This is a genomic window from Herpetosiphonaceae bacterium (assembly GCA_036374795.1).
Classification (GTDB): domain Bacteria; phylum Chloroflexota; class Chloroflexia; order Chloroflexales; family Kallotenuaceae; genus LB3-1.
In genome coordinates this window covers 1-10,680 of the sequence record DASUTC010000317.1, presented here as the reverse complement: position 1 = coordinate 10,680, position 10,680 = coordinate 1, and the positions used below count along the sequence as shown (strand labels likewise).

Here is a 10,680-nt window from a genome sequence, read left to right as displayed (position 1 = left end):
CATCGCGCTGCTCTTTGGGCTGGGCCTGGCCGGGCTGAACGTCTTTATCGCGCTGAGGACGCGCAACACCGAGACAACGTTTATGATCGCCAACTTCTTGACGCTGCCGCTGCTCTTCACAAGCTCGGCGCAACTGCCGCTGCAACTGCTGCCCGGCTGGCTCCAGGGCGTGGCGCGCTTCAACCCCGTCACCTACACGATCCAGGGCATGCGCATCCTGCTGAACGGGCCGCAGGCGGCGGTAGGTTTCGATCCGCAGACTGAGGTGCTCAGGGCGCTGCTGATCCTGATCACCATCGCATCGATTACGCTGACGCTGGCGGTGAGGAGCTTCCGGCGCAATGTGCGGTAAGAAGCGGCAGGCCCTCACCCCTGCCCCACGCTCAGGCGGGCTTCTGCCTTCGCGGCGACAGGAGAGGGGAAACGTGGAGTATCCTGCTCCTCTCCTAGCGCAACGGGGGTACCCTCTCGGTGGAGCAGCCTGCCGAGGTTCGGGGAAGGGGTGGCGCGTCAGCGACGGGGTGAGGACCCTAGCTACCCCGCCGCTCCAGCACCACGACATGCTCACAGTGGTAGGTCTGCGGGAAGAGATCGAAGCCGCGCGCCGCGACGATCGCGTAGCGCTCGCCGAGCAGCTCACAGTCGAGCGCCTGGGTGATCGCATTGCACGACACATAGACGATCCGCGCGGGGCCGCGCGCGCTGAGCTGCGCGCAGACATCCGGCCCCAGCCCGGCGCGCGGCGGATCGACCACCAGCACATCGCCGGGTGCCCGCTGGGCGATGCGGTCGTCGCTCAGCACCTCGGCCACATCCGCCTGCACCACCTCGATCCGATCATCAAGGCCGTTAAGCTGAATGTTGCGCCGCGCCAGGGCCACGCTTTCATCGCTTAGCTCGGCGGCAAAGACCTGCCCGACCCGATCCGCCAGACAGATGCCGATCGTGCCGACGCCCGCGTAAAGATCGATCATGCGCTCGGCTCCGGCGACAAAGGGCGTGATATAGCGCAGAATTTGCTCGAAGCCGCAGATATTATTCTGAAAAAACGTGTTCGGTCCCATCAGCAGCGTGCGATCGAGGACATACTGCGGCAGAAACTCCGCGCCCCAGCGGCGCAGCGGCTCGCCAAACGACAGATCGGCGTGACGCGGGTTGAGCAGCCACCACACGCTGGTCGCGCCCGCATCCAGAGCAGCGCGCGCGGCCTGCTCCATCTGCTGCTCGTACGCCCGCTCGGAGGTGACAAAGGAGAGCAGCCACTCGTCGCGGACGTTGCGGCGCACGACCAGATAGCGCAAAAATCCGGTGTTGTGGTACACATTGTAATCGGGCAGGCCACACTCGCGGGCGGCGGTGTAGACGCCGCGCAGAATCTCGAAGAGCGAGGGCGGGATCAGATGGCACTCGGCCAGATCGACGATTGCGTAGAAGCGCTTGCGCACACGCAGCCCAAACCGATCGTCGGAGCACACGTAGTCCATGCGCAGCCGGTAGCCGAACGGATCGGGCGCGGCGACGATCGCGTACTCGTCGCGCAGCGCCGCGGGCAGCGCCGCGCCCCAGATGTCGAGCAGCGCCGCGCGTTTGGCGGCCAGTTGATCGGTATAGGCGATGTCCTGCATGGCGCAGCCGCCGCACTCCGGAAAATGACGGCACGGCCACGCTTCCAAACGTGGTGTATGCTTAAGCGCCTTGAGGATCGCTTTTTGAAATCGTTTTGAAGACATGGACGGCATTATAGCGCACGCGGCCCGCCGATGCCGCCGTTTCTCAGGTAAAGGATCGAATCGATGACGCTTCTGGACGCGGCGGTGCTGGCGCTGCTGCTCTTGATCGGCGCGGGCGGCTACCACCAGGGCTTGATCCGTGGCCTCACGCGCACGGCGGCGCTGCTGGCGATCGGCATGCTCTCCGCGCTGCTCAGCGCAACCATGACGCTGGCGGGATCGATCGAGTCGTTGATCGCCCGAACGCTGACGCTCTGCGGCGGCGTGCTGCTGGTCGTGGGCACGCTGACCTGGCTGATCAATCGCCTGGTACCGCGCGCGTTTCATCGAACGCTGACGAATCGCGTGCTGGGCATCCTGCCGGGGCTGATCCAGGGGCTGATCGTGCTGATACTTGCGCTGGGCTTCGTTCACCGCGTGGCGCTGGACCAGACGACGCAGGAGTATATCGCGCGGGGCGTGATCACCGGGCCGCTGATCCAGCCGTTCGATTGGTTCGAGCGCACGCTGGCGGGCGTGCAGTAGCGCAGCGGCAGCTTTGCGATCAGCAAGATCGTTTATAATCGCGGCGGTATGAATCGCCGCATCATCCCATTCACGCCGGAAGAGGTCACTTGAGCGCTCTGTGGGTAGCTGTGAACGCCGAAGGCCGCGCGCTCTGGCGCTGGCTGCGCGAGCCCTGGCTCTGGCTGCTCGTCGCGGCGATGCTCGCGCTGGGCTGGCTGGCGTATCAGACGCCGTTCGCCTACGCGCTGGACATCGGCGGCTCGCCGCCGGTCGCCGCGAACTGCGCCGCCAGTGCGGTGTACGATCTGCCGTATATCGAAGGCTTCAACCTGCCCGACTCCGAGTACGATGTGCCGCGCGCGCAGTGCCAGTCGGCGACGGTGGCCTACCGCTGGGCTTTTGAGCACGCGCGCATCCGGCTACCGGGCCTTGGCTCCGCGCCGCTGAGCGCCGATCTGCGCATCGTCGCGCTGCCGCCCGCCACCGCAACGCCGACGAGCACCTGGTCGCTGGGCGGCAGGCCGCTGCTGACGATCCCGCTGACACGTCCGAGCGCGACCTACCACGTGCTGCTGCCCGTCCAGCCATCCGGCGATCTCGATCTGCGCCTGCACAGCACGGTGATCCAGCCGCCGGGCGATCCGCGCCAGCTTGCGTTTGCCGCCGATGGGCTGAGCGTTGCCGCGCTTGGCTCGACCGCGCCGGACTGGAGCCAGCTTGGCATGTTGTGCGCGATCGTCGGCGTGGGCTACGGCCTGCTGCGGCGCTGGACGCTGCCCGCACGCTACGCCGCGCCGTGCGCCGGGATCGCGATCCTGGCGCTGGCGGCGCTGCTGATCTGGCAGCGGATCGGACTTTCCAGCAGCACGGCGCTGATCGTGAGGATGCTGCTGGCGGGCTATGGCCTGAGCATGCTGTTTGAGCCGCTGGCGGCAGGCTTAGCGCACCGTATCGGTATTTCGGCGTCGCCGCTTGAGGCCCGCGCGATCACGGCGCTGATCGTGGTAGCCTGGCTGGTCCGCGCGATCGGCCTGCTGCACCCGCAGACCTTTTCGAGCGATATTGGACTCAACGCCAACAACCTGCTCGGCGTCACGCGCGGGATCGTTGTCTTCACCGAGGACCTTCCGGGCGAGGCGGGCGGCGGTCCCGCGCCCTATCCGCCGGGCCAGTACATCGCGCTTCTGCCGCTGCAACTGCTGACCGACGACCGCGACACGCTGCTGACGCTCGCCAACGCGCTGGTCGACAGCCTGGCGATGCTGTGGCTCTGGCTGATCCTGCGCTACACGGACCAGCCGCCGGTCGCGGCATACTTCGCAGGCATCAGCTACATCTTCGCGATCCCGCTGCTGCGCTCGCTCTCGGTGGGCGAGATGGCGAACGTGTGGGGCCAGGCGATGGTGCTGCCGTGGGCGCTGGCGCTGCTGCTGTGGCGGCGCGGGCGCGTCTCCGATCTGGCACTCGGCGCGGCAACCGCGATCGTGCTGCTCGGCCACTTCGGCGTGCTCCTGTCGATGCTGGCATTCGGCGCAGCGCTGGTGGTGGTCTGGCTGCTTCAGCGCGATCCGCGTCTGCGGCGGCTCGTGGCGATCGGCGCGGCGGCGCTGGTGGGCGCTGCGCTGATCTACTACACGGCTCCTGAGCTCGTGGCGGCAGTGCGCGATCGTCCGTCCGCACCGCCCGCATCGACAACGGTAGCGCAGCGCATCGGGGGGGAAGTGAGCAAGCTGCTGCAACCCAACAGCACGATCGGGCCGCTGCTGGCGCTGCTTGGAATCGGCGGTCTGATCGTCGCGTGGCGGCGCTGCCGGGCGCTGGGCGGCCTGCTGGCGGCGTGGTGGCTGGCGATGCTGCTCTCATGGGCAACGCTCCTGATCTCGCAGCAGGCGCTCCGCTGGGAATCGTTCATCTTTCCGGCGATTGCGCTGGGCAGTGGGCTTGCGCTGGCCGAGTTATGGTGCCGCCGCGCGATCTTCAGGCTCGGCGCAATCGCGGCTGCGGCGCTTATGCTAGGCTGGGGCGGCGTCTGGTGGATCGACCGGCTGCTGTCCTATCGCTAGCGACATGCATGCGGATCGAGGCAGCGCGCAGGCGCGCTAGTCGCCTGGACGCTCCTCCGGCGGCTTCAGCGCGCGAAAGCTGCGGTACAGCGCCAGATCGTAAACGATCTTGAGGCAGCCGGCGAGCACAAACGGCAGGCTCAGCCAGCCCGCGCTGAACAACACGCCGGTGATCGTCGGAGAGATCGCGCTGGCAGCGGTTCGCGCGATCGTCGTCGCTCCGGCGGCAGCGGAGCGCTCATCGGGATCGACGACGGCCATCGTGTAGGATTGGCGGGTGGGCACGTCCATCTGTGAGATGCTGAAGCGCGCCAGCAGGACGCCGATCGCCAGGGATACGTGCGGCATCAGCGGCACCAGGATCAGCAGAACATTCGATGGAATATGCGTCCAGACCATCGTGTTGATCAGCCCGAAGCGCGCGGCGATCCGCGCCGCAGCCAGCGCCGACAGCCCGGCCAGCATGTTTGCCCCGAAGAAGATGCTGCCCAGCACGGTCGGCTCGACGCCAAAGCGCACATAGAACCAGTAGGCGATCATGCTCTGTACCACCAGGCCACCGGCGAAGGCATCCAGCATAAACAGCGCCGATAGCCTCATCACCACGTTCCGCGAGCGATGCAGACCAAACCGCCGCCGCTCAGCCGAGTCGGTCATGGATGACCGATCCTGCCTGACAGCATCCGCCTCGACCGCAGACGATAAGCGGCTGAAGAGCGCCGCCAGACCGATGCCGAGCAGCGCGTAGCCCAGCACCACGCTGCGGTAGCTTGCCAGCGACGAGCTGCCCGACCACTGAAGCAGATCGACGAGCACGCCGCTAGAAAGCGCTCCCAGCGCCGTCGCGAACGAGCCGATCAGGTTGTACCAGGCAAAGACCTGCGTGCGCTGCCTCGTCGGGGCGGTCTGCGAGAGCGCCGCCTGCTCGATCGAGAGAAACGGGCCGACCTCCCCGCCGCTTGGGCTGAGCGTGCCGACGATCGCGGCGAGCGTCAGCAGCCACAGGTTGCGCGTCAGCGCCAGCACCAGACCGGCAAGCACCATCAGCCCCGCCCCGACGATCAACATGCGCCGCCGCCCAATGCGATCGGCCAGCGCCGCGATCCAGAACGAGATCACCGCATCGCCGATCAAGGTCCAGGTGAGCAGCACGCCGATCCCCTGCTCGGACAATCCTAGCTGTGCCAGGTACAGCACAAGCACCACCGACAAAAAGCCATACGCGAACAGGCGAACCATCCGCGTACCAAAGAGCACATAGCCGTCAACGGTGAGCGCGCGGAGCGCCTGGGCCTCCGGAAGTTGAAGCAGTTGCATAAGCTGTCCGGTGAGTGAGCTATATCTGTATCGTCTATGCAGAGTATAGGACGCTCTGCCGATTGTATATCGCTCGTTCAGCCTGTCAACCGCAGCGTTGCTCGATCCTGCCGTGGTATAATCGCCCAAATGTACGCATCCTTCGAGGTGTACCATGCGATTAGCCCAGGCGCTGATTTTACGCGCAGACTACCAAAGGCGCGTCGAACAGCTCAAGCAGCGGCTTTTGAATAACGCGAGAGTACAAGAAGGTGATACGCCTTCTGAAGACCCGCAGGAACTGTTGAGTGAGCTGCATCACCTCGCAGACGACCTTGTGAGCCTGATCCAGCGTATCAATCAGACAAACGCCCAGACTCAGCTTGAGCCGGGGCTGACACTCGCGGATGCACTGGCTCAGCGCGATATGCTTAAAATCCAGCATGGGATCTATCGCGATCTGGCGCAGGCGGCGACGATCAAGCAAGATCGCTATAGCAAGTCCGAGGTCAAATTTCAAAGCAGCGTGAATGTGTCCGCCATTCAACATCAAGCAGATGAATTTGCCAAGGCGTACCGCGAGCTGGATGCCAAAATTCAAGAGGCAAATTGGCGGACGGATGTGATTGAGTAGCAGCCGTTGGTAGCTACGGCAACAAAGGCGAGCACAACCCTGCCACGAGGGCAAGCGTGGTTGGTGGGCTTGCAGAGCCAGGCCCAGTGGGTTCGATTCCCACACAGGTACGACGTATGCTCAGTAGTGTTACTGTCGTACCGAGTACTGTCACCGTTACTACCGGGTGCGCTTTGTTGAACGTGGTGAGGGTGGGCCTGGGGAATCGGCTGCTCAGCGACAGAAATCTTCGCTTGCTGATATGGGCGGGACTACAGTAAAATGAAACAGGTTTATCGGAGAAGGAAACGCCATGCAACATGCCTTACGGATGACCACATTGGTACAACCGGGTGGTAAGATCGAAGTGACAGACGCGCAACTGCCCGCAGGTCAATCGGTTGAGGTGATCGTGCTGCTGCCAGAGCCATCGGCTATGCCTCGCCGCTCGATCTTGGAGGTGCTGGCTGAAGCACCGGGGCATTTGGCCTTCCAGACAGCGGACGAGGTTGATGCTTACCTTCGTGCGGAGCGAGATGCATGGGAGCGTTGAGCGTTCCGGCTTCTGGTCGCGTCTATGTGGACGCCAATATCGTGATTTATGCCGTAGAGCGTATCGAACCTTATCGCACCGTGCTTGAGCCTCTTTGGCAAGCAGCACAACAACGGCAAATTTCATTGGTAACAAGCGAACTTACGTGGCTTGAAACGCTTGTCAAGCCGTTGCGGGACAACAACATTCACTTGGAAGCATTATTTCGATCATTCCTCACTGCCCAAGAGATGATGCTGATACCGGCTACACTGTCCATTTGGGAACATGCAGCACGATTACGCGGGTTGGGATTGAAGACGCCAGACGCCTTGCACGCAGCAACAGCCTCAACGGTTGGATGTAGCTTGTTGGTCACGAACGACCCGATTTTCCAGTGAGTGAGTCAGCTCCCCGTCACGATTCTCAGCACCGTGCTCAATAGTTGAGCAATGCTCGACTGTGCCAGCGAGCAAGCCACCACTTTCCACCCTCAGTCCCCAACAGCCCCCGCCAATTTCCGATCAGGCTGCGGCACCGCCTCGAACGAGCCGCCGCGCAGCCGCCCCCAGATCGTCGCGAGGCCGTAGCGTGCCACCGCGCCCAGCTCCGCCGGAAGATGCGGCAGTGTCTCGCGGACAAACGTGTCGGCGAGGGCCTGGATGCCAGTTGAGTGCGTGGGATAGGGGTAGACCAGCCGGTAGAGCCGGTAGAGCGAGATGCGCGCGCTGATCGCCAGGGTGAAGAGCGAGATCATCTCCGATGCGCGCGGCCCGACGATCGTCGCGCCGAGGATGCGGCCCGTCAGCCGCAGCGCGTACACGTGGATAAAGCCGCGCCGCAGGCCCTCGGTATAGCCTTTGTCGGTGGCGGACAGCTCCACCCGCAGCGTTTTGATCAGGCCGGGATGGTAGCGTCGCGCGATCTGATCGGGCGTCAGGCCAACGCTGGCTACCTCTGGATCGCTGAACGTGGCGCTGGGATAGAGCGGCTCCTGACCCCAGGCGGGCAGCCATGGAAAGAGAATGCGCTGCACGACGCGCCGCCCCTGCGCGCCCGCTGAGTGAGTCCAGTGCGAGGTCGGCGTGACATCGCCGATCGCGTAGATGCCGGGCATATTCGTCTGGCCGTAGCTATCGACCTCGACGCCGCTATCGAGGCTGAACCTCACGCCGGTCTGCTCCAGACCAAGCTGATCGATGTTACGCACTCGCCCGATCGCCAGCAGCACGTGATCCACGCCCAGCACCACATCAGCGCCGTCACCCGCCGTCAGATACAGCGTCTCGTCGGTCGGATCGTAGCGGGTGACGGTCGCGCCGTAGCGCACGGCGATGCCCTGCTCCCGCAGCGACGCGGCCAGCACCTCGGAGGCGGCAGCGCCGCCACGGGCAAAGACGCGCCGATCGCGGCTGATGATCGTCACGCGGCTGCCGAGCTTGCGAAAGGCAAAGGCCAGCTCCATCGCAATCACGCCCGCGCCGACGATCGCCAGATGGTGCGGCGCATCCGTCAGCTCGAAGATGCTCTCGTTGGTCAGCAGGCGCTCTCGGGGCAGCCCCGGAATCTCCATCGTACGTGCGCGCGAGCCGGTGGCAATTACGATCGTCTGGGCGCTGATCTCGCGCCGCGAGCCGTCGGCGTGGATCACCTCCAGCCGCTTTGGTCCCAAGAAGTGCGCCCAGCCGTGGATGAAGGTCAGGTACTCCATCTGCTGCACATGGCGCGTCTCCTCGGCGCGCAGATGGTCGCGCTTGCGCTGAACAGTCGCCAGGATCGCAGCCGCGCCGCCGCTACGCGACCCGGACTCGTGGATCAGCGTCTTGGAGGGAATACAGCCGACGTTGGTACAGTCGCCGCCGACGGCAGCGCCCTCGATCAGCGCGACGGGCCTGCCGAGCGCCGCGAGGCCAACCGCGACGGTCAGGCCGCCGGAGCCAGCGCCGATCACCACGGTCTGGAATACGGTCGTGTGTGTCATCATGCAGAGGTCATTCCTTTTGCTCGGAGCGCTGGTGCTCGCGCCGCCGGACGTAGCGCGCGATCAGGAGGCTGCTGACGAAGATGATCGCCGACGCCGCGAAGACGCGCGGATCGAAGGAGTCGACGCCGTCGCTGAGATCGCCGTGGATCGACGCGCCCGCCAGCACGAAGGAGAAGGTGCCCGGCAGCGATCCCAGAATCGTCGCCAGCATGAACGGCTGGTACTGGATGCGCAGAAAGCCCGCGAGGTAGTTGACCAGATCATACGGCAGGAAGACGAAGCGCATCGTCAGCACCGCCATGAAGCTGTTGTCGCGGAGACGCGCGGCGTAGCGCCGCACAATGCCCGCCGCATGATCGCCTTCGAGCAGCCCGTGCCCGAAGAAGCGCCCGACAGCGTACGCGACCGTCGCCGAGAGGTTGCTGCCGATCAGCGTATAGACGATGCCCCACAGCGGCCCGAACAAGAAGCCCGCCGCGATCGACAGAACCGTCGCCGAGAAGAGCACAAGCGGTCGCAGGGTATAGATCGCGATAAAGAGCAGCGGGCCGTAGGCGCTGGTGGAGAGCAGCGCGACGAGGCGCTGCGCCGCCGCAAACGGGCTCAAGCCGTGGTGCCAGGCGTACCACTGATAGCCGCCAAGCAGCAGCATCCAGAAGCCCAGCGCGAGCAACTTCTGCCAGTGACGGCGCAGCGGCGACAGGGGAGCGGCGGTCGTCGATGGCCGCGCCGGAACGATCTCTTCGGACATCTATGGCTCCTCAACGCCCGATCGCTCGATCATAGGATTCTCCGCGCCCACAGCAGCCGCTGCCCGATCGTAGCAAAGACTAACAGCGCCATCGTCCAGAAGAGCGGCACGATCGCGCCGGGAAAGAGCAGAAACAGCGTGTAAAAGGCGAGCGTCTCCGTGCCCTCGATAATCCCCGTGGGCATCGTGATCGTCGTCAACTCGCCCTGCGCGCTCGCGCCCTGCCTGCGCTGCTCCAGCAGCGCCGCCAGGTACATCCACGACGCGCCGTTGATGTAGAAGCTGCCAAGCAGCGCGACCAGACTGAGCCAGACATCGCTCGAAGGCCGATGCAGCGCCAGCGTCGCCGGGATCGCAGCGTAGACCACGGTATCCAACAGCACGTCCAGGTAGCCGCCGAAATCGGTCTGCCTGCCGTGGACACGCGCGAACGTTCCGTCCAGACCATCCAGCGCGCGGTTGAGCAGCCAGAGAGCCAGCGCCAGGCCATACGCCTGGCGCCAGATCGCCAGGCCCGCGCCGATGCCAGCGCCAAACGCGGCCAGCGTGAGCGCGGTCGGGTGGATCGAGCGCGGCAGCACGTAGGCAACCGGAGTGAGCATTTGCTCTTTGGGTCCACGTAAGATTCTGTCAACCATCGTCACATCGTCCTCGATGCCATAATGCCGCTATAACAAGTGTACGTCGAATATGACAGCGAAGCATGTTCGGGGTCACAGTTCAACGTTTGGAGTTCAGGCCCTCAGCCCAATCGCCGCCCAGCGGGCACCCGCCCTGCCCCACGCTCAGGAGGGCCGCCACCTTCGCTCGCATGCCAGGGGGAATTGGGCGCTTGTACTTGGTTCTCTGTTTGTTCTCTTATGCTTTTGTTCTTTGCTCTCAGGTTGACAAAGTTTAACAGGTCGATTATAGTTAAAGTGAATCCAGGCGTGCCAAAAACACCGACAAACAATCCAGATGACGAGATTATCTCTATACATACCTGCCCAAATAACCAGACTGTGAGTAAGATGAGCCTCCCACATCAAACTCTCCCCATCCTGACGTACCACTCTAACGATTGTGTGCCGCTCGGCTACACGTTCCACCGCAGTTACCCTTTACCAGATATCTTACAAAGAGAGCGGCAGGAATTCATGATCCCATAGATTCTTGCCTGGATATTCTGGCATCTACCGTCATTGATATTCACTGTTACGATGTC

11 protein-coding genes are annotated in these 10,680 nt (G+C 64.0%); 6 read left to right on the top strand and 5 right to left on the bottom strand.

All coding sequences use genetic code 11. The annotated features are described in order from the left end of the window. A partial coding sequence (locus VFZ66_24770) for an ABC transporter permease (GenBank protein ID HEX6292423.1) occupies positions 1–352 on the top strand: 352 nt, incomplete at its 5' end. 178 nt (positions 353–530) lie between these two features. Here the strand turns inward: VFZ66_24770 and VFZ66_24765 are convergent. Next, positions 531–1,673 (bottom strand): methyltransferase, encoded by a 1,143-nt coding sequence (locus tag VFZ66_24765; protein ID HEX6292422.1) that lies wholly within the window; start codon positions 1,671–1,673, stop codon positions 531–533. 120 nt (positions 1,674–1,793) lie between these two features. On the opposite strand from VFZ66_24765, the gene VFZ66_24760 reads away from it, so the two are divergent. Both VFZ66_24760 and VFZ66_24755 read left to right on the top strand, forming a co-directional pair. Continuing rightward, positions 1,794–2,255, top strand: a complete 462-nt coding sequence (locus VFZ66_24760) for a hypothetical protein (GenBank protein HEX6292421.1) — start codon at positions 1,794–1,796, stop codon at positions 2,253–2,255. A gap of 89 nt (positions 2,256–2,344) precedes the next feature. After that, complete coding sequence (locus tag VFZ66_24755; GenBank protein HEX6292420.1) at positions 2,345–4,300, top strand: hypothetical protein; 1,956 nt, start codon at positions 2,345–2,347, stop codon at positions 4,298–4,300. Positions 4,301–4,336: 36 nt separating this feature from the next. On the opposite strand, the gene VFZ66_24750 is transcribed toward VFZ66_24755, so the two are convergent. Then, a complete protein-coding gene (locus tag VFZ66_24750) occupies positions 4,337–5,617 on the bottom strand; it encodes an MFS transporter (GenBank protein HEX6292419.1) in 1,281 nt (426 codons plus the stop codon). A 154-nt stretch (positions 5,618–5,771) separates the two neighbouring features. On the opposite strand from VFZ66_24750, the gene VFZ66_24745 reads away from it, so the two are divergent. The 3 genes from VFZ66_24745 to VFZ66_24735 all read left to right on the top strand — a co-directional run bounded on the left by VFZ66_24745 (position 5,772) and on the right by VFZ66_24735 (position 7,142). Continuing rightward, on the top strand, positions 5,772–6,230 hold the full coding sequence (locus VFZ66_24745; GenBank protein HEX6292418.1) for a DIP1984 family protein: 459 nt from the start codon (positions 5,772–5,774) through the stop codon (positions 6,228–6,230). Between the two features lie 292 nt (positions 6,231–6,522). Next, positions 6,523–6,762: a hypothetical protein gene (locus VFZ66_24740; protein HEX6292417.1), complete on the top strand. Its 240-nt coding sequence runs from the start codon at positions 6,523–6,525 to the stop codon at positions 6,760–6,762. Beyond that, positions 6,750–7,142 carry a PIN domain-containing protein gene (locus VFZ66_24735; protein HEX6292416.1) on the top strand — a complete coding sequence of 131 codons (393 nt, stop codon included), beginning with the start codon at positions 6,750–6,752 and terminating at the stop codon, positions 7,140–7,142. Before VFZ66_24740 ends, VFZ66_24735 begins: the two co-directional genes overlap by 13 nt. Positions 7,143–7,234: 92 nt before the next feature. Here VFZ66_24735 and VFZ66_24730 read toward each other — a convergent pair whose 3' ends face one another. The 3 genes from VFZ66_24730 to VFZ66_24720 are packed head-to-tail and all read right to left on the bottom strand — an operon-like array spanning position 7,235 to position 10,078. After that, a complete protein-coding gene (locus VFZ66_24730; GenBank protein HEX6292415.1) occupies positions 7,235–8,725 on the bottom strand; it encodes an NAD(P)/FAD-dependent oxidoreductase in 1,491 nt (496 codons plus the stop codon). A gap of 7 nt (positions 8,726–8,732) precedes the next feature. Next, entirely contained in the window at positions 8,733–9,476 is a 744-nt protein-coding gene (locus VFZ66_24725) for a TVP38/TMEM64 family protein (GenBank protein ID HEX6292414.1), read from the bottom strand. A gap of 29 nt (positions 9,477–9,505) precedes the next feature. Then, positions 9,506–10,078 (bottom strand): CDP-alcohol phosphatidyltransferase family protein, encoded by a 573-nt coding sequence (locus tag VFZ66_24720; GenBank protein ID HEX6292413.1) that lies wholly within the window; start codon positions 10,076–10,078, stop codon positions 9,506–9,508. Between the last annotated feature and the right edge of the window lie 602 nt (positions 10,079–10,680).

Bases quoted from the DNA above. Each gene is read 5' to 3' on its own strand.
- VFZ66_24730 (HEX6292415.1), bottom strand. From the start codon at position 8,725: ATGATGACACACACGACCGTATTCCAGACCGTGGTGATCGGCGCTGGC.
- VFZ66_24735 (HEX6292416.1), top strand. From the start codon at position 6,750: ATGGGAGCGTTGAGCGTTCCGGCTTCTGGTCGCGTCTATGTGGACGCC.
- VFZ66_24725 (HEX6292414.1), bottom strand. From the start codon at position 9,476: ATGTCCGAAGAGATCGTTCCGGCGCGGCCATCGACGACCGCCGCTCCC.
- VFZ66_24760 (HEX6292421.1), top strand. From the start codon at position 1,794: ATGACGCTTCTGGACGCGGCGGTGCTGGCGCTGCTGCTCTTGATCGGC.
- VFZ66_24740 (HEX6292417.1), top strand. From the start codon at position 6,523: ATGCAACATGCCTTACGGATGACCACATTGGTACAACCGGGTGGTAAG.
- VFZ66_24750 (HEX6292419.1), bottom strand. From the start codon at position 5,617: ATGCAACTGCTTCAACTTCCGGAGGCCCAGGCGCTCCGCGCGCTCACC.
- VFZ66_24745 (HEX6292418.1), top strand. From the start codon at position 5,772: ATGCGATTAGCCCAGGCGCTGATTTTACGCGCAGACTACCAAAGGCGC.
- VFZ66_24720 (HEX6292413.1), bottom strand. From the start codon at position 10,078: ATGCTCACTCCGGTTGCCTACGTGCTGCCGCGCTCGATCCACCCGACC.